Source organism: Rhodopseudomonas palustris (genome assembly GCF_003031265.1).
Taxonomy (GTDB): Bacteria; Pseudomonadota; Alphaproteobacteria; order Rhizobiales; family Xanthobacteraceae; genus Rhodopseudomonas; species Rhodopseudomonas palustris_H.
Genome location: NZ_CP019966.1, coordinates 1,428,885 through 1,446,835, shown reverse-complemented (window position 1 = coordinate 1,446,835; position 17,951 = coordinate 1,428,885). Strand labels below are relative to the sequence as shown.

Below are 17,951 nucleotides of genomic sequence, written 5' to 3'. Positions count from 1 at the left end.
CTCAGCTCGCAGCGTCGCGCACAGGTACCACCAGGATGTCGCGCTGCAGGCGGCGCAAGACCTCTTCGGTCACGCTGCTGAGCAATAGCCGCACTGCACCACGCCGCGCATGGGTCCCGATCACCACCAGATCCGGCCTCAATTCAGTGGCGGCCTCGATGATATCGGTGGCGGGGCCCGCCCCCTCCTTGACCACGGTCGAGTAGTCGACATCGTCGAGCTGCAGCGGCTCGAGGAAGCGCACCAGATCACGCACCGCATCGGTGCGAGTGTCGACGAGATAGTCGTCGAGGCTGGTCTTGTCGACACCAGCGTAATTCAGCATGCCGGCGGCGGCGGCGTCGTAGACGTGCATCACGATCAGCTTGGTTCGCTGCAGCAGGCCGAGCCGTCGCGCAGTCTCTAGCGCCTGAGCCGAGCAATCGGTCAGGTCGACCGGCGCAAGGCTTTTGGCATAGGGCAGCGCCGGGTCGAGATTAGCCATCAGCACCGGCACCGTGCTGTTGCGGATCACCCGTTCGGCCGTGGTGCCGGCGAAGATGTCGCGCAGGAAGGCGCGGCGGTGGCTGCCGACGACACACAGATCCGCACCATGCTGGTGAGCGGCACGAACGATGGCGTCGAACGGCGTGCCGAGCAGCACCAGCGGCGTGCATTCGAGGCCAGCGAGATAAGTGTGTTCGCGGATTGCGTCGGCGAGCGCGGATTCGGCGAGTTCGACCTCGACGGCGACGATGTGCTCGGGCTGATCGTCATCGACCACATGGGCGATCACCAGCCGTGCGCCGCTCTGCCGGGCGAGAGCTGCGGCGCGGCGCACCGCGCGATCGGAGCGCGCCGAGAAATCCGTGGCAGCGAGCACCACTTTCAGGCCGAACATCATATCGGGACGGGGCAGTTCGTTCATGATGAACCTCGTCGTTACTAAGGGCCGCGTGACCACACGCGATGGAAGCGGCGCGACGGTGTGGTGCCGTGCGCGCCGCGATGAAGCCGGTTACGGCTCGAGACTGCGCAGCGCGCCGATCCGGCGCATCACCCATTTCTCGAGTTCGAGCACGATCATCAGCACCACGCCGGCGCCGATCACCACGGCGCCGTCGACCAGCGAGATCGGCGTGGTGGCGAACAGGCTGTGCATGAAGGGCGCGTAGGTGAAGGCGATCTGCGCGGCGATCACCACCACCAGCGCGGCCAGCACCGGCATGGTGCCGAGTGCGCCGCGCAGCGAGATCGAGCTGGTGTGCAGATAGCGGACGTTGAACAGGTAGAAGATCTCGAACACCACCAGCACGTTCACCACCATGGTTCGGGCGGTGTCGAGCGACAGGCCCTTGCCGAGCGCGAAGAAGAAGATCGCCAGCGCGCCGACCGTGAACAGGAACGAGACGAAGAATATCCGCCACACCAGGAAGCGCGACAGTAGCGGCGCGTGCGCTGGCCGCGGCGGCCGCTTCATCACGCCCGGCTCCGGCGGCTCGAACGCCAGCACCAGGCCGAGGGTGACGGTGAGGATCAGGTTGATCCACAGGATCTGCACCGGCGTCATCGGCATGGTGAAGCCGAACAGGATCGCGACGATGACGGTGAGGACCTCGCCGCCATTGGTCGGGATCGTCCAGGCGATCACCTTGCGGATGTTGTCGTAAACGGTGCGGCCTTCCTGCACCGCGGCGACGATCGAGACGAAGTTGTCGTCGAGCAGAACCACCTGCGAGGCTTCCTTGGCGGTCTCGGTGCCCTTGTGGCCCATCGAGATGCCGACATCGGCCTGCTTCAGCGCCGGAGCGTCGTTCACGCCGTCGCCGGTCATCGCCACCACCGCGCCGGTCGATTGCAGCGCCTGGACGATGCGCAGCTTGTGCTCCGGATTGGTGCGGGCGAACACGTCGGTGCGACGCGCCAGTTCGACGAAGCCGGAATCCGGGGTACGGTCGAGATCGGCCCCCGTGACGACGTCGGGATGGTCGGTCAGATTGAGCTGCCGCGCGATCGCCTCTGCGGTCGCGGCGTGGTCGCCGGTGATCATCTTCACCACGATGCCGGCGGAGCGGCATTCGGCGATCGCCTGGATCACTTCGTCGCGCGGCGGATCGATGAAGCCGACCAGCCCCATGAACGCCAACCCTTCGTCGAGATCGGCAAAGCCGAGCTGATCCGACGGCCGCGCCGGCGAACGCAGCGCGAAGCCGAGCACGCGCTCGCCTTCCGCCGCCGCACGCGCGATCTGCGCGGTCCAGAACTCCTGATCGATCGGATGCAACGCCCCGCCGGGGCCGACTTGCGTTGCGCACATCGCCAGCAGCCGCTCCGGCGCGCCCTTCACGAAGATCACCTGCGCGCCGGAATCCGTGGCGTGGCGGGTCGCCATGAAGCGATGCTGTGCGTCGAACGGAATTTCGTCGGAGCGCTTCCACGCCGTTCGTTCAGCGTCGGGATCGAGCCCCGCCTTGATCGCAAGCGCGACCAGCGCACCTTCCATCGGATCGCCATCGACGACGTGATGGCCATCGACGTGACGGAGTTGCGCATCGTTGCACAGCAGCGCCGAGCGAACGAGCTGCATCGCCGACGCCACTGCTTCGGGGTTGTCCTTGCCATCGACGGTGAGATCACCCTTCGGCACATAGCCGGAGCCGCTGACAAGGATAGTGTGATCGGCGGTGACGATCCGGCGCGCGGTCATCTCATTGCGCGTCAGCGTGCCGGTCTTGTCGGAGCAGATCACCGAGGTGGCACCGAGGGTTTCCACCGCCGGCAGGCGGCGGATGATGGCGTTGCGCTTGGCCATCCGCTGCACGCCAATCGCCAGCGTGATGGTGATCACTGCGGGCAGGCCTTCCGGCACGACGCCGACCGCGAGCGCCACCACGGCGATCAGCGCATCGGCCCAGGCATAGTCGCGCACCAGCGTGGCGAAGGCGAAGATCGCCGCCGCCGCCGAGATCGCCACCCAGGTGAAACGCTCACCGAACTTGTTGATCTGGGCGAGCAGCGGCGTCGCCAATTGCTCGACGCCCTGGATCATCGTGCTGATGCGGCCGATCTCGGTGCGCGCGCCGGTCGCGACCACGACGCCGAAGCCCTGCCCGGCCGACACCAGCGTGCCGGAGAATGCCATGCACAGCCGGTCGCCGAGCGGCGCGTCCACCGCCGCGGGCTGGTCGTGCTTTTCCGAGGCCACCGACTCGCCGGTGAGCATCGCCTCGTCGATCAGCAGACCGCGGGCGCGGGTGAGGCGCAGATCCGCCGGCACGCGGTCACCGGCCTCGATCATCACCACGTCACCAGGCACCAGCTCTTCAGCCGGCACCACAACGCGGTGGCCGTCGCGCCAAGCATGCGCGCGCGGCGAGATCATCTTCTTGATCGCGGCGAGTGCCTTCTCGGCCTTGTCTTCCTGGATGTAACCAACGATCGCGTTGATCGTCACTACCGCAACGATCACCGCGGCATCGATCTGGTGGCCGAGGAACCCTGCCGCCACCGCGGCGGCGAGCAGGAAGTAGATCAGCGTGTTGTTGAACTGCGACAGAAACCGCAGGATCGCCGAGCGGCGCGGCGGCTCCGGCAGCGCGTTGGGTCCGTAGCTCTGCAGCCGGCGTTTGGCCTCGTCGGTGCTCAGGCCGCCGCGGTTGGTGGCGAGACCGGTGAGGACGCGATCGGCATCGATCGCGTGCCACATTTCGTCGGAGGCCTGATCGTTCGGGCCCTTGATGTCGGCTTGCAGCAGTTCGGTCATGGTGGGGATCTCGACGTCTTCGGCTCGACAGAAACGCTGCGGCCCGGAGTCGGAACGCCTCCCTTGAAGAGATGCGTCCATGGCCTCGGCTCCGTCCGGTCCCAAAGACGGGATCGGCCGCGCAGCGCGATGTGCGGAATCGGAAAAATGCCGGACGGCGTCGCCGCAGCGATCAGGCGAGGAAAGGCTCAGCGCCTCGCGCCGTCAGACGACGGCTCGCTCGATCGGACTTGGCAACACACGGAACCGCGGCGTGGGACTACGCGGCTATTGGCGGCCGCAGCTGCGGCGGCTCGCTGCGATCGAGCATCGGCTCGGCCAGCGGCAGGTGCACGCGGGTGGTCTGATCGCAGCCGATGGTTCTGAACGACACCGGGCTCAGCGCATTGGCGCTGTCGGTGGTCATGATCTCCGGATCGCCACTGAGATTCAGCGGCGGCACCGGCGGCGGCGTCTTGACGAAGACAAGCTCAGGCTGAGGCGCCTCATGAGCCGAGGCGGCCGAGACGTTGCCAAGAACGAGCACAACGAAAGCGCAGACGCAGATCGCCGCCTTGAGCCACAGGCGCAATGCAGCGGACGTCGTCCGGCCGTCGCTATATCGTTCGAACAGCATCGTCAGGAAGCGTACCCCATCTGGATCAGGAGTGACAAAGGTTAGCTGCCGGCGATTGGCCGTCACATTGACCTCTATCAAGGGGTTAGCCGTTTGGATGCGGCGGGTGGTCACAGCCGGCAGAAGGTCGCGGCGACTTCAACCAGGTACTGAGGCACCGCGCGCCAGCTATCGACGGCGTGCGCGGGCGCTTGACCGTAGCGGCTCGGGCGCGCAGTACGGCGGCTTCCGCAAAGGCAGATTCATGACCGACTCCCCTCAGATTTCGCGGCCGACGCCGACGCTGGCGCAATTGCTCGACGCCGTGCGCTTCCTGACCATCCTGCCGGTGCCGAGCGCCGACCGCGCGCCGGAGCCGGACTGGCTGATGCGGGCGATGACATTCTTTCCGGTGGTCGGAGTCGGCATCGGCGTGGTGTCGGCGGCGGCGATGATCGTCGGCACCTCGCTGTTCGGGCCGACACTCGGGGCCCTCCTGGCGGTGACCGCCTCGATCGCGCTGACCGGCGCCTTTCATGAGGATGGGCTCGCCGACACTTTCGACGCGTTCGGCGGCGGCTGGACGGTCGAACGCCGGCTGGAGATCATGAAGGACAGCCGGATCGGCACCTATGGCGCGCTCACACTCGGGATCGGCGTCGCATTGCGGGTCGCGGCGCTGTCCCTGCTGCCGCTGTGGGCGGCGCTGGCCGCGCTGGTCGCCTGTCATGCGGCATCGCGCGGCGCCTCGTGCCTGGTCGCGCACCGGATGAACTACGCCGGCAATACCGCGGCGATGAAAGCGAGCTACGCCGACACCACACTGCGCAAGGACGAACTGGTGCTTGGCGGGATCGCGGTCGCGCTCGGCGCGCTGCCGTTGCTGCTGGTGTCGCCGATCGCGGTGGTGATCGGACTTGCCGCAGGCAGCGTCCTTGCCGCCGCGATGGCCGGCTGGGCCAAGCGGCTGATCGGCGGCTACACCGGCGACGTGCTCGGCGCCAGCGAGCAACTATTCGAGATCGGCTTTCTGCTCGGCGTCGCGGCAGTGATTGCCGGATAGGGCCGTCTTTCAGGTCCCCGCGTCATTGCGAGGAGTAAAGCGAACGAAACAATCCCGAAGCTCGGTGTACCCGACTCCTGGATTGCTTCGCTTCACTCGCAACGACGGGGCCATAATCAGTGGCTGATCATCCACGGCCGCGCGGTGGGGAAGCCTTTGGCGCCGCTCTTGGTGCGGGTCTGCAGCCGGGCCGGCTTTTTGATCCCCGAACAGCAACTGCAGCCCGGCGCGTGTTTGGCTTTGTATTCGCCGACCGTCATCGGTGCGTTGCGGCTCTTCTCGTTGGTGGCGTGTGCGTTGCGCTGCGACGCCGGCATGCAGGAGAAATTTGGCGCCGTGAGGATCACCCGCGGCGACGAGGTCTCGCAGGTCGGGCAGAGCTGCGGATCGTCGCATTCGGCCATCGGCCGCAGATCGGTGAACGGCCCGCAGGCGTCGCACATATATTCATAAACAGGCATCGTCGTTTCCCTTGCGCTGACGATTTGTTCGACCTGTGCGATGGGAGCGGGGCGGAAAAGACGCCCCGTCCCGCTCCCCGTCGCGCAGGGAAGTCTTGGCGACCACGCAGCAGTTAGGCCAACGGTCACCGCAGTGAGCTCGTCATACCCGGGCTTGTCCCGGCCATGACGACGTTTGGTTATTTATCCGGCGAGATCGGCATCTGGACGTCGCCCTTGATCGCCTTCACCGGACCGGCCGAGGTCGGCATCATGTCGAAGTCGAAGATCTCGGTCGGGAGCCACAGCGTGGCGCAGGCGTTCGGGACGTCGACGACGCCCGAGATGTGGCCCTGCACCGGCGCGGTGCCGAGAATCGAGTACGCTTGGGCGCCCGAGTAGCCGAACTTCTTCAGGTATTCGATCGCATTGAGACAGGCCTGACGATACGCCACGGTGACGTCGAGGTAGTGCTGCTGACCCTGCTCGTCGACCGAGATGCCTTCGAAGATCAGATAGTCCTTGTAGTTCGGTGTCACCGGCGACGGCTTGAAGATCGGGTTCTTGATGCCGTACTTCGAGACGCCGTCCTTAATGATGTCGACCTTGATGTGCAGCCAACCGGCCATCTCGATCGCACCGCAGAAGGTGATCTCGCCGTCGCCCTGGCTGAAGTGCAGATCGCCCATCGAAAGACCGCCGCCCGGCACATAGACCGGGAAGTAAATCTTCGAACCGCGCGACAGATCCTTGATGTCGCAGTTGCCGCCGTGTTCGCGCGGCGGCACGGTACGGGCGCCTTCGGCCGCAGCCTTGGCCTTGTCGTCGCCCTTGAGCTTGCCCATGTGGGCGGTCGGGCCGAACGGCGGATTGGCGAGGCCAGGCACGCGGGTCGGGTTGGTGGCGATCAGCGCGGTCTCACGCTCGTTCCACGCCGACAGCAGCTTCGGATCGGGCAAGCAGCCGATCAGGCCGGGATGGATCAGGCCGGCGAAGTTCACGCCGGGGATGTGGCGCGAAGAGGTGTACATGCCCTTGAAGTCCCAGATCGACTTCTGCGCCAGCGGGAAGTGGTCGGTGAGGAAGCCGCCGCCGTTCTGCTTGGAGAAGAAGCCGTTGAAGCCCCACATGCTCTCGGCCTTCGGGCCGATGTCGAGCAGGTCGACGACCAGAAGGTCGCCGGGCTCGGCGCCCTTGACGCCGATAGGGCCTGACAGGAAGTGCACGATCGACAGGTCGATGTCGCGAACGTCGTCGGCCGAGTCGTTGTTCTTGATGAAACCGCCGGTCCAATCATAGGTCTCGACAATGAAGTCGTCGCCCGGATTGACCCACGCGGCCATCGGAATGTCCGGATGCCAACGGTTGTGGACCATCTCGTTGTCGTAAGCGGACTGCGTGAGATCGACCTTAATCAATGTCTCTGGCATCGGAAGCTCCCCTTGTTACCAGTGGACGTGTGAAAACTAGACGGACAGATATTTCGCGACCTGCGCCTCATCGACGCTGGCGCGCGGCTCATCGCGAACGATTTCGCCGTTTTCGATCACCAGCACCCGATCGGCGACGTCGAGCGCGAAGCTCAGCACCTGTTCGGAGACGATGATCGAAAGACCTCGGCTGTCGCGGATGCGCTTCAAGGTGCGCGCCATCTCGCGAATGATCGACGGCTGGATGCCCTCGGTCGGCTCGTCGAGCAGCAGCACCTTCGGCTTGGTCGCGAGCGCGCGCGCGATCGCAAGTTGCTGCTGCTGGCCGCCCGACAGATTGCCGCCGCGCCGCCCCTTCATTTCGAGTAGCACCGGGAACAGCTCGTAGATGTCCGCCGGCACTTCGCTGTCGCCGGAGGCCGCAAGCCCGGTTTCGATGTTCTCCTTCACCGTCATGGTGGAGAAGATCATCCGCCCCTGCGGCACGTAAGCGAGTCCCTTGGCCACGCGCTCGTAGCTCTTCAGACCGCCGAGCTCGATGCCGTTCATCGCAATCGAGCCCTTGCGCTGCGGGATGATGCCCATCAGCGACTTCATCAGCGTGGTCTTGCCCATGCCGTTGCGGCCCATGATCGCGACGATCTCATTCGGCGCGACATCGATATTGAGCCCGTGCAACACCTCGCTCTGGCCATAGGCGACGTGCAGATCGTTGATAGCGAGCATCGGGATCTCCTCTAATTGGCCGGAGCAACAAAGAACGGCGTCATTGCGAGGAGCGAAGCGACGAAGCAATCCAGCGCAGTGCACGGAGCTGGATTGCTTCGCTTCGCTCGCAATGACGGGGGAGAGGCGGTGCGCATCAGCAACCTCCTAGTGGCCGAGATAGACTTCGATGACCTTCGGATCGTTCTTCACCGTGTCCATCGAGCCTTCGGACAAGATCTGGCCCTGGTGCAGCACGGTGACCTTGTGGGCGATGTCTTCGACGAACTTCATGTCGTGCTCGATCACCAGCACCGAGCGGTCTTTGATGATCGTGTGGAGCAGTTCGGCGGTCTTGACGCGCTCGGACACGCTCATGCCGGCCACCGGCTCGTCGAGCATCAACAGGTCGGGGTCTTGGATCAGCAGCATACCGATCTCGAGCCACTGCTTCTGGCCGTGGCTGAGCAGATCGGCGCTCATGCCGAGCTTGTCCTTCAGGAAGATCGCTTCGGCGACCTCCTCAACGCGCTCGCGCACCGCAGCGGTGCGCTGGAACGCCAGCGCGCCGAACACCGAGCGGCCCTGCGGATAGGAGATCTCCAGATTTTCGAACACCGTGAGGTCTTCATAGATCGACGGCGTCTGGAATTTGCGGCCGACCCCGGCCTGGACGATCTCGTTCTCCTTCATCTTGGTGAGATCCTTGCCGCGGAAGTGGATCGCACCGGAGGTCGCTTTGGTCTTGCCGCAGATCAGATCCAGCACAGTGGTCTTGCCGGCGCCGTTGGGGCCGATGATCACACGGATCTCGTTCTCCTCGACGTAGAAGGACAGATCGTTGACCGCCTTGAAGCCGTCGAACGAAACGGTGAGCCCTTCCACGGCGAGCAGGAATTCGGGCGGTTGATGGCCGATCAGCATGGTGTCCTCCTCATTCCGCCGGGGCACCGTCGGCCACCCGGCCGAACGACTTGCCGCCGGTAGGATCCGAACCGGGCTTTCGCTTGGAGATCAGCTTGCCGAACAGCGGCTGGACGTAATCGCGCCAGATGCCGGCAAGACCATTCGGGAAGATCAGCACCACCGTGATGAACAAGGCGCCGAGACCGAACAGCCAGAGCTGCGGGAAGGATTCCGAGAGCGAGGTCTTGGCGAAGTTGACCACGAGCGTTCCATAGATCGCGCCGAAGATCGACAGCCGCCCGCCGACGGCGGTGTAGATCACCATTTCGATCGACGGCACGATGCCGACGAATGACGGTGACATGAAACCGACGTTGAGGGTGAACATCGCGCCGCCGACCGCCGCGAACATCGCCGCGAGGCAGAACGCGAAGATCTTGAAGTTGGCGACGCTGTAGCCGGAGAACCGAACCCGATCCTCCTTCTCGCGCATCGCCACCAGGATGCGGCCGAGCTTGGAGTGCCGCACGAACAGCGCCAGCAGGATCGCGCCGAACAGGAACGCGACTTCGACGAAGTACAGCACCACCTTGGCGTGATCCGGACGGATGTCCCAGCCCTTCAACGTGCGCAGGTCGGTAATGCCGTTGATGCCGCCGGTGTAGCCCTGCTGACCGATGATCAGGATGGTCATGATCGCGGCGATCGCCTGAGTGATGATGGCGAAGTACACGCCGCCGACCCGGCGCTTGAACATCGCCGCGCCGATCAGGAAGGCGAACACCGCGGGCACCACCAGGATGGCAATCACCGTGACGGTAAGGCTATGGAACGGCTGCCAGAACCAGGGCAGATGCGTGATCTGGTTCCAGTCCATGAAGTCCGGGATGCCCGGCGTCGACTGGATCTTGGTGTTCTCGACGCTGGAAGCTTCCAGCTTGAGATACATCGCCATGCAGTAGCCGCCGAGGCCGAAGAACACGCCCTGGCCGAGGCTGAGAATGCCGCCGAAGCCCCAGCACAGCACCAGGCCGATCGCCACGAAGGCGTAGGTCAGATACTTGGCGACGAGGTTGAGGCGGAATACGTCCAGCGACAGCGGCAGGATCACCACCAGGAGCACGGCGAGGACGGCGAGACCGAGCAGATCGGCACGACTGAGAAAGCGCGGGCTTTCCATGACGGAGGCTCCTGTTACTTGCGGACCTTGAGGGCGAACAGACCTTGCGGCCGCACCATCAAGATCGCGACGATGGCGAGCAGCGTCAGCACCTTGGCCATCGAGCCGGACATGAAGAACTCCATGGTCGACTGCGCCTGGGAGATGCTGAAGGCCGAAGCGATGGTGCCGAACAGACTGGCGGCGCCGCCGAACACCACGACCAGGAAGGTGTCGACGATGTAGAGCTGGCCCGAGGTCGGCCCGGTCGAACCGATCATGGTGAAGGCACTGCCCGCGATGCCGGCGATGCCGCAGCCGAGGCCGAAGGTGAAGCGGTCGACCCGCTCGGTGTTGATGCCGACGGCGCCGGCCATCACGCGGTTCTGCACCACGGCGCGAACCTGGCGGCCCCAGCGCGACCAGAACAGGACATAGAATACCGCGACGGTGATCAGCGCGGTCAGCGCCATCACGAACATGCCGTTGATCGGGATCTCGATCGAATCGGTGACCTGCTTGGAGCCCAGCATCCACTGCGGCAGCTCGACGCCGACCTCGCGCGCGCCGAAGATCGACCGGTAGGCCTGCTGCAGGATCAGCGACAGCCCCCAGGTCGCCAGCAGGGTGTCGAGCGGACGCTTATAGAGATGGCGGATCAGCGCCCACTCGACCAGCATCCCCAGCGAGCCCGAGGCGATGAATGCGAGGATCATCGCGATGAAGAAGTAGCCAGAGAAGAGCGACGGCAAATAGGCTTGGAAGAAGTTCGACGTCATCCAGGTGACGTAGGCGCCCAGGATCATGAACTCGCCGTGGGCCATGTTGATGACGCCCATCTGGCCGAAGATGATCGCGAGGCCGAGGGCCATCAGCACGTAGACGGAAAACAGAATGAGCCCCGCGAAGCCCTGCATCGCGAAGATCGCGCCGAGATCGCCAATCGAATATTCGCCGAACATGAGGCTGCCCCTGGATGGAATGGATCTGAACTCGGTGGTGGTCGGTGGCGCCCCACTCGCCACGTCATGCGCGGGCTTGACCCGCGCATCCATCTTCCGAAGAGGATGGATCGCCGGGTCGAGCCCGGCGATGACGTCCGGAGCGAAAGCGTTCGCCGACGCTTACTGGTAGCCCTTCGGGAACGGATCGGGCTCGACCAGGTCGGCGGTTTCGTAGATCAGCTCGTACTGACCGTCCGCCTTGGCGCGACCGACGCGGGTCTTCGACCACAGATGGTGGTTCTCGTGGATCCGGACGTAACCTTCCGGCGCGCCCTTGAACTCGACACCCGGCGAGGCCGCCGCGACCTTGTCGATATCGAACGAGCCAGCCTTTTCCACCGTCAACTTCCACAGCCACGGGCCGAGATAGGCAGCCTGGGTGACGTCTCCGATCACCGTCTTCGGCCCCCACATCTTGTGGAATTCCTCGACGAACTTCTTGTTGTTCGGGTTGTCGAGCGACTGGAAGTACTTCATGCAGGCGTAGGCGCCAGCGATGTTTTCGCCGCCGATGCCGTCGATTTCGTCCTCGGTCACCGAGATCGTCAGCAGCGTCTGCTTCGACAGATCGATGCCGGCCGCCTTGAGCTGCTTGTAGAACGCGACGTTCGAACCGCCGACGATGATCGCGTAGATCACGTCCGGCTTGGTCAGCTTGATCTTGTTGATCACCGAGTTGAACTGGGTGTGGCCGAGCGGGAAGTACTCTTCGCCGACGACCTTGCAGCCCTGCAGATGGTTCTCGATGTGCTTGCGGGCGATCTTGTTCGAGGTACGCGGCCAGATGTAGTCGGAGCCGAGCAGGTAGAAGCTCTTGGCGCCCTTGGTCTTGTTCACCCAATCGAGGCCGGCGATGATCTGCTGGGTGGCTTCCTGGCCGGTGTAGATGACGTTCTTGGACTGCTCGAGGCCTTCATAGAAGGTCGGGTAGTACAGCATGCCGTTGTACTGCTCGAACACCGGCAGCACCGCCTTGCGCGAGGCCGAGGTCCAGCAGCCCATAACCGCGGCGCACTTGTCGTTGACCAGGAGCTTCTTGGCCTTTTCGGCGAAGGTCGGCCAGTCGGAGGCGCCGTCTTCCTGGATGTACTTGATCTTGCGGCCGAGCACGCCGCCCGCGGCGTTGATCTGTTCGATCGCCAGCTTCTCGGCCTGCACCGAGCCGGTCTCCGAGATCGCCATGGTGCCGGTCACCGAATGCAGGATGCCGACCGTGACCTCAGTATCCGTCACCGCGAGTCCGGTCGTATTGACCGCAGAAGTTGCAGGCGCCTGCGCGAACGACGTCCGCGGCAACATCGTGAGGGCGGGAATCGCCGCCATCCCCATCAACAGTTTACGCCGGAGCGGCGAATTCAGGCCCGTCTTGTTTTCGTCTGACATTAACTACCCCTTCGTGGTTCGTGGGACGCGAGTGCAGTCGGGGAAACGATCGACGAATTCGGCGGCTGGACCGATACGCAAGATCACGTATGTTGCATCGCAAGATCGCGACGTAGGTTTTTCACGCGGCGGGATCTCGGGTCGCGGTGCCGTAACAACGAGCTCGAGGCTGATAAATTACGCGCGCCGTGACGGCAAAACCGGCAACGTCGCCGGCGGATCGGCGCTAGTGTCGGGCAAAGATGAGGAGAAGCGCGTGGCGGGGCGGCAGCGCATAGATCGCGTTCGGCGCCAGTACAATCAGTGGGTCGCCAACCAGACCCTCGAAGACTACGCGCTTCGCTTTACTGCCAAGAGTTCGCGCCGGTGGTCGGCAGCCCGCGTCGCCAACACGGCGCTCGGCGCGATTTCGTTCCTGGCCCTGGAAGCGATCGGCGGCACCATCACGCTGAACTATGGCGTCACCAACGCCACCGCGGCGATCCTGGTGGTCAGCGTGATCATCTTCTGCTGCGGCCTGCCGATCGCGTACCATGCGGCCAAAGGCGGCGTCGATATCGACCTGCTGACCCGAGGCGCCGGCTTCGGCTACATCGGCTCGACGGTCACGTCGCTGATCTATGCCTCGTTCACCTTCCTGTTCTTCGCGATCGAGGCGGTGATCCTCGCCAACGCGCTGGAACTGTGCTTCGGCCTGCCGCTGCCGATCGGCTACTTCTTCAGCGCGGTGGTGATCATCCCGGTGGTGACCTATGGCATCACGCTGATCAGCCGGTTCCAGCTTTGGACCCAGCCGTTCTGGATTCTGCTGCACATCCTCCCGTTCGTCGCGATCGCAGTGAAGAGCCCGGAGTCGTTCGCCGCCTGGACACGCTTTGCCGGCGAGCAAGGCAGCCCGGATGGCAAGCTGGATCTGCTGCTGTTCGGCACCGCGGCTTCGGTGGTGTTCGCGCTGGTGGCGCAGATCGGCGAGCAGGTCGACTTCCTGCGCTTCCTGCCGCGCGATCGCCGGGCCTCGCGGGGTGCCTGGTGGGTGGCGATGATCAGCGCCGGCCCGGGCTGGATCGTGCCCGGCGCGCTGAAGCTGCTGGCCGGATCATTCCTGGCCTATTTCGCGCTCAGCCGCGGCGCACCGCCGGATCAGGCGGCCGAGCCGGCGCACATGTATCTCGAGGCGTTCCGCACTGTGCTGGAGCAGCCCGGCCTGGTGCTGGCGCTGACCGGCGCGTTCGTGATCCTGTCGCAGATCAAGATCAACGTCACCAACGCCTATGCGGGTTCGATCGCCTGGTCGAACTTCTTTTCGCGGCTGACCCACAGCCATCCTGGCCGCGTCGTCTGGCTGGTGTTCAACGTGCTGGTGGCGCTGCTGTTGATGGAGATCGGCGTCTATAAGGCGCTGGAGCACACGCTCGCGCTCTACTCCAACGTCGCGATCGCCTGGGTCGGCGCCCTGGTGTCCGATCTCGTGGTCAACCGGCCGCTCGGGCTGCGGCCGAAGCACATGGAGTTCAAGCGCGCGCACCTCTACGACATCAATCCGGTCGGCGTCGGCTCGATGACGATCGCGACCGTGGTGTCGATCAGCGCGTTCTATGGCGTGTTCGGGCCGACCGCGAAGGCGCTGGCGCCGTTCGTGGCGCTGATGGTCGCGTTCGTCACCGCGCCGATGATCGCCTTCGTGACCGGCGGCCGGTTCTACATCGCGCGCAAGCCGAAGCGGGCTTGGCAGGGCGTCGAGTCGATCAAATGCTGTATCTGCGAGCACTCGTTCGAAGCGGAGGATATGGCGTCCTGCCCGGCCTATGCGGGGCCGATTTGCTCGCTGTGTTGCTCGCTCGATGCCCGCTGCCACGACCTGTGCAAGCCGCACGCGCGGATCGACGCGCAGTTCACCGATGCGCTCGGCAAGATGCTGCCGCAGCGGGCCTACGCGCTGCTGAACTCGCAGGTCGGTCACTATCTGACCGTGTTCGCGGTCTCGATCGGGCTGATCGGGCTGTCGCTGTTTCTGATCTATCTACAGGTCGCGACCGCCAACGAAACGCAGCAGATCGAGCTCGCCGAGATTCTGTGGAAGCTGTTCTTCGCGCTCACCATCATCGTCGGCGTGGTGAGCTGGCTGTTCGTGCTGGCGCGGCTGAGCCGACAGGCGGCCGAGGCCGAGACGCGGCGACAGACCCAGCTGCTGATGCAGGAGATCGACGCTCACCGCCAGACCGACGCCGAGCTGCAGCGCGCGAAGGAAGCGGCCGAGTCCGCCAACCTCGCCAAGAGCCGCTACGTCGTCGGCCTCAGCCACGAGCTGCGTTCGCCGCTCAACGCCATCAGCGGCTACGCGCAGCTCTTGGAGCAGGACAACACCCTACCGCCGCGGCCGCGGGACCAGATCCGGCTGATGCGGCGCAGCGCCGATCATCTGTCGGGGCTGATCGACGGCCTGCTCGATATCTCGAAAATCGAGGCCGGCCGGCTGTATCTATCGCGCGACGAGGTGCGGTTCGGCGAATTCCTCGATCAGCTCGTCGGCATGTTCCGGCTGCAGGCGGCCGCCAAGGACATCGAGTTCGTGTTCAAGCGGCCGCAATATCTGCCGCCGATGGTCTATGCCGACGAGAAGCGGCTGCGTCAGGTGCTGATCAACCTGCTGTCGAACGCCATCAAGTTTACCCAGGAAGGCAGCGTCCACTTCATCGTGCACTACCGCAACCCGGTGGCCGAACTCGAAGTGCGCGACACCGGCCCAGGCATTCATGCGGATGATCTGGAGCGCATTTTCGCGCCGTTCGAGCGCGGCGCGCTCGGTGCCGCGCAGCCCCACACCGGCACCGGCCTCGGCCTCACCATCAGCAAGCTGCTCGCCGGCGTGATGGGCGGCGACCTTACTGTCACCTCGACGCCTGGCAAAGGATCGACCTTCCGGGTCAAGCTGCTGCTGTCCGAGGTCACCAATCCGACCCGCACCCGCTCGATCCGCGCCCCGGTGCTTGGCTATCACGGCGCCCGCAAAACCATCCTGGTGACCGACGACGATCCGGCGCAGCGCGGCCTACTGCAGGACACGCTGGCGCCGCTCGGCTTCATCGTGCTGGTGGCGACCGACGGTTATTCCTGTATCGACCTCGCCGAGCACTGCCAGCCCGACCTTTTCCTGCTCGATATCTCGATGCCAGGGATGGACGGCTGGACCGTGGCCGAAACGCTGCGCACCCAAGGCCATCATAACGCGCGCATCCTGATGCTGTCCGCGAGTGCGCTGGAGGCGCACGGCACGCTGCTGTCGCAGCCGTTTCACGACGCCTATCTGATGAAGCCGGTCGACATTCCACGACTACTCGAACTGATCGGCCAGTTGCTCAAGATCGACTGGATCTACAAGGGCGAGGCGAGCGCCGCGGCACAGAATGCCACCGAGATTCAACATCCGCCGATGCAGCACGTCGAGGAATTGATCGAGCTCGGCAAGATCGGCTACATCCGCGGAATCGAATCCAAGCTCGATCAGATCCACACCGATTATCCGGAGACTTGGGCGTTCGTGTCGCAGATGCGAACGATGGTGGAGCAGTTCGACCTCGATTCCTACATGAAGACGCTGAACACGCTGTATCGCCATGAACAATGATTTGAAAAAGCGCGATATCGCTCTGGTCGTCGACGACTCTCCCGAGACGCTGCGGATGCTGACCGACGCGCTCGACGGCGCTGGCATGACCGTGATGGTCGCGCTCGACGGTGCAGCGGCGATGCGGATCGTCGAACAGATTACGCCGGACATCATTCTGCTCGACGCGGTGATGCCCGGCATGGACGGCTTCGAGACCTGCCGAAGGCTGAAGCGCAGTCCCGGTCTGTCCGACGTGCCGGTGATCTTCATGACCGGACTGTCGGAGTCCGAGCACATCGTGCGCGGCCTGGAAGCCGGCGGCGTCGATTACGTCACCAAGCCGATCGCGATCGTCGAGATGCTGGCGCGGATCCGCGTGCATCTGAACAACGCCCGCGTCAGCCAGAGCGCTCGCGCAGCGCTGGATGTTTCGGGACGTTTCCTGCTCGCGGTCGACCGGCTCGGCAAGGTGCTGTGGGCGACGCCGCAGGCCCAGAAACTGCTCGCCGCAGACGGCGCGCCGAAGGATGGGCTGCGGCTCGATCTGCCGAAGCCGTGGCTCGAATGGCTGGAGCAAGTGCACACCGGCCTCGCCCAGCCGAAGATGCCGATGAAATCCTCGATGCTGCGCAACGACGAGCTGCGGCTACAGTACATGGGCAAGCTCGGGCCCAACGAATTCCTGCTGCGGCTGGGCCGCGACACCGCGACCGAAGCGCCGGCGCAGTTCTCAGCCGAATTCGGCCTCACCAGCCGCGAAAGCGAAGTGCTGGCATGGCTGAGCAAGGGCAAGACCAACCGCGACATCGCGCAGATCCTGGGGCTCAGTCCGCGCACCGTCGACAAGCACCTCGAGCAGATCTACGCCAAGCTCGGCGTCGAAAACCGCACCGCCGCGGCGGCGATCGCCACCAATGCGAGCCGCCGAGACTAGCTGCTTGGCTCCGTACGCCCGAGCCGGCCGGCGTGGGCTTCGATCTCGGCATTGAGTTCACCACCGGCCAGCACGACGATCGCGGTCATCCACATCCAGATCATCAGGCCGATCGCGGCGCCGAGTGAGCCATAGGTCGCGTTGTAATCGGCGAAATTGGCCAAGTAGTAGGACAACGCAGCCGAGCCGGCGAGCCAGCTCAGCGTCGCGACTGCGCTGCCGGGCACCACCCAGCGCCACGGCGGCGCGGAGCGGTCAGCCGCGGTGCGATATAAAAGACCGAGGCCACCGAAGGTCAACGCCGCCAGCACCGGCCAGCGCCCGACATCGACCACCACCGCAACCAGGCTGCCGAGCCCGATCCGCGCCAGCACGATCGGCGCCGCGATCACGAGGCCAATGGCGGCCAGCACCGCTCCAAGCGCGCCGAGCGTGAACAGCAGCGAGAACCCATTGAGCTTGAAGAAGCCGCGCTGCTCGTCGACGTCGTACACTGCATTCAGCGCGTCGATGATCGCCTTGACGCCGCCATTGGCGCTCCAGAGCGCCAGCGACAGGCTGACCAGGAAGGCGAAGCCGAGCTTGGTCTGGCCGTTCGCCAGCACGCGTCCGACCTGATCCTCGATCACCGAGTAGGTGCCGGCGGGGACGATCGCGGCGAGCTGCGCGAGGTGGCCGCGGATGGTGCCTCCGTCAGTGAACAGCGCGTAGGACGACACCAATGCGGTGATGGCGGGAAAAAGCGCAAGCAGCCAATAGAACACCACGCCGGCGGCGACCAGCGGCAGCCGATCATCGCCAATCCGCCGGTAAGTGCCGACCGCGATCGGCTTCCACTCGGCGCGCAGCACCTGCCACGGGGAGGTGAAGTCAGGACGCGGCACTGCCGGGGCGCTCCTAGGAGTCGCGCGCCATCGTCGGCGCACAGCGAGGCTCGGCTCCGCGTTCATGTCGGATGCTTCAGGATGAGACTTGGATTGATA

14 protein-coding genes are annotated in these 17,951 nt (G+C 64.7%); 3 read left to right on the top strand and 11 right to left on the bottom strand.

Features of this window, described 5'->3' with window-relative positions:
* Window position 1: 1 nt before the first annotated feature.
* The 3 genes from RPPS3_RS06750 to RPPS3_RS06740 all read right to left on the bottom strand — a co-directional run bounded on the left by RPPS3_RS06750 (window position 2) and on the right by RPPS3_RS06740 (window position 4,424).
* Window positions 2–907 (bottom strand): universal stress protein, encoded by a 906-nt coding sequence (locus RPPS3_RS06750; RefSeq protein ID WP_107343405.1) that lies wholly within the window; start codon window positions 905–907, stop codon window positions 2–4.
* A gap of 90 nt (window positions 908–997) precedes the next feature.
* On the bottom strand, window positions 998–3,742 hold the full coding sequence (locus RPPS3_RS06745; protein ID WP_107343404.1) for a cation-transporting P-type ATPase: 2,745 nt from the start codon (window positions 3,740–3,742) through the stop codon (window positions 998–1,000).
* 259 nt (window positions 3,743–4,001) lie between these two features.
* Window positions 4,002–4,424: a hypothetical protein gene (locus RPPS3_RS06740; protein WP_107343403.1), complete on the bottom strand. Its 423-nt coding sequence runs from the start codon at window positions 4,422–4,424 to the stop codon at window positions 4,002–4,004.
* A gap of 178 nt (window positions 4,425–4,602) precedes the next feature.
* On the opposite strand from RPPS3_RS06740, the gene cobS reads away from it, so the two are divergent.
* On the top strand, window positions 4,603–5,400 hold the full coding sequence (gene cobS, locus RPPS3_RS06735) for an adenosylcobinamide-GDP ribazoletransferase (RefSeq protein ID WP_107343402.1): 798 nt from the start codon (window positions 4,603–4,605) through the stop codon (window positions 5,398–5,400).
* A gap of 116 nt (window positions 5,401–5,516) precedes the next feature.
* Here cobS and RPPS3_RS06730 read toward each other — a convergent pair whose 3' ends face one another.
* From RPPS3_RS06730 to urtA, 7 genes are all read right to left on the bottom strand, one after another.
* Window positions 5,517–5,861 (bottom strand): FmdB family zinc ribbon protein, encoded by a 345-nt coding sequence (locus tag RPPS3_RS06730; protein ID WP_011156820.1) that lies wholly within the window; start codon window positions 5,859–5,861, stop codon window positions 5,517–5,519.
* 179 nt (window positions 5,862–6,040) lie between these two features.
* Window positions 6,041–7,270 (bottom strand): formamidase, encoded by a 1,230-nt coding sequence (gene fmdA, locus RPPS3_RS06725; protein WP_107343401.1) that lies wholly within the window; start codon window positions 7,268–7,270, stop codon window positions 6,041–6,043.
* Between the two features lie 36 nt (window positions 7,271–7,306).
* Window positions 7,307–7,996 (bottom strand): urea ABC transporter ATP-binding subunit UrtE, encoded by a 690-nt coding sequence (urtE, locus tag RPPS3_RS06720; RefSeq protein WP_011156818.1) that lies wholly within the window; start codon window positions 7,994–7,996, stop codon window positions 7,307–7,309.
* 147 nt (window positions 7,997–8,143) lie between these two features.
* Window positions 8,144–8,899, bottom strand: coding sequence for an urea ABC transporter ATP-binding protein UrtD (urtD, locus tag RPPS3_RS06715; RefSeq protein ID WP_012494928.1), 756 nt, complete (start codon window positions 8,897–8,899; stop codon window positions 8,144–8,146).
* Between the two features lie 10 nt (window positions 8,900–8,909).
* On the bottom strand, window positions 8,910–10,061 hold the full coding sequence (gene urtC / locus RPPS3_RS06710; RefSeq protein ID WP_107343400.1) for an urea ABC transporter permease subunit UrtC: 1,152 nt from the start codon (window positions 10,059–10,061) through the stop codon (window positions 8,910–8,912).
* 14 nt (window positions 10,062–10,075) lie between these two features.
* The gene (gene urtB / locus RPPS3_RS06705; protein WP_107343399.1) at window positions 10,076–11,002 is read right to left on the bottom strand and encodes an urea ABC transporter permease subunit UrtB; all 927 of its coding nucleotides are present in this window, start codon (window positions 11,000–11,002) and stop codon (window positions 10,076–10,078) included.
* Between the two features lie 162 nt (window positions 11,003–11,164).
* Window positions 11,165–12,427 (bottom strand): urea ABC transporter substrate-binding protein, encoded by a 1,263-nt coding sequence (urtA, locus tag RPPS3_RS06700; RefSeq protein ID WP_011156814.1) that lies wholly within the window; start codon window positions 12,425–12,427, stop codon window positions 11,165–11,167.
* 256 nt (window positions 12,428–12,683) lie between these two features.
* On the opposite strand from urtA, the gene RPPS3_RS06695 reads away from it, so the two are divergent.
* A complete protein-coding gene (locus RPPS3_RS06695) occupies window positions 12,684–16,052 on the top strand; it encodes a hybrid sensor histidine kinase/response regulator (protein WP_107346471.1) in 3,369 nt (1,122 codons plus the stop codon).
* On the top strand, window positions 16,042–16,968 hold the full coding sequence (locus RPPS3_RS06690) for a response regulator (protein WP_107343398.1): 927 nt from the start codon (window positions 16,042–16,044) through the stop codon (window positions 16,966–16,968). The genes RPPS3_RS06695 and RPPS3_RS06690 overlap by 11 nt, the downstream gene beginning before the upstream one ends.
* Here RPPS3_RS06690 and RPPS3_RS06685 read toward each other — a convergent pair.
* Window positions 16,965–17,852, bottom strand: a complete 888-nt coding sequence (locus RPPS3_RS06685) for a YihY/virulence factor BrkB family protein (protein ID WP_234820121.1) — start codon at window positions 17,850–17,852, stop codon at window positions 16,965–16,967. The two genes, RPPS3_RS06690 and RPPS3_RS06685, sit on opposite strands and share 4 nt — an antisense overlap.
* Window positions 17,853–17,951 lie beyond the last annotated feature (99 nt).

What these genes read in the sequence shown, in the direction of transcription:
- urtC (WP_107343400.1), bottom strand. Translation starts at nt 10,061, where the DNA reads ATGGAAAGCCCGCGCTTTCTCAGTCGTGCCGATCTGCTCGGTCTCGCC.
- RPPS3_RS06745 (WP_107343404.1), bottom strand. Translation starts at nt 3,742, where the DNA reads ATGACCGAACTGCTGCAAGCCGACATCAAGGGCCCGAACGATCAGGCC.
- RPPS3_RS06690 (WP_107343398.1), top strand. Translation starts at nt 16,042, where the DNA reads ATGAACAATGATTTGAAAAAGCGCGATATCGCTCTGGTCGTCGACGAC.
- cobS (WP_107343402.1), top strand. Translation starts at nt 4,603, where the DNA reads ATGACCGACTCCCCTCAGATTTCGCGGCCGACGCCGACGCTGGCGCAA.
- urtD (WP_012494928.1), bottom strand. Translation starts at nt 8,899, where the DNA reads ATGCTGATCGGCCATCAACCGCCCGAATTCCTGCTCGCCGTGGAAGGG.
- urtB (WP_107343399.1), bottom strand. Translation starts at nt 11,002, where the DNA reads ATGTTCGGCGAATATTCGATTGGCGATCTCGGCGCGATCTTCGCGATG.
- RPPS3_RS06730 (WP_011156820.1), bottom strand. Translation starts at nt 5,861, where the DNA reads ATGCCTGTTTATGAATATATGTGCGACGCCTGCGGGCCGTTCACCGAT.
- urtA (WP_011156814.1), bottom strand. Translation starts at nt 12,427, where the DNA reads ATGTCAGACGAAAACAAGACGGGCCTGAATTCGCCGCTCCGGCGTAAA.
- RPPS3_RS06750 (WP_107343405.1), bottom strand. Translation starts at nt 907, where the DNA reads ATGAACGAACTGCCCCGTCCCGATATGATGTTCGGCCTGAAAGTGGTG.
- urtE (WP_011156818.1), bottom strand. Translation starts at nt 7,996, where the DNA reads ATGCTCGCTATCAACGATCTGCACGTCGCCTATGGCCAGAGCGAGGTG.
- fmdA (WP_107343401.1), bottom strand. Translation starts at nt 7,270, where the DNA reads ATGCCAGAGACATTGATTAAGGTCGATCTCACGCAGTCCGCTTACGAC.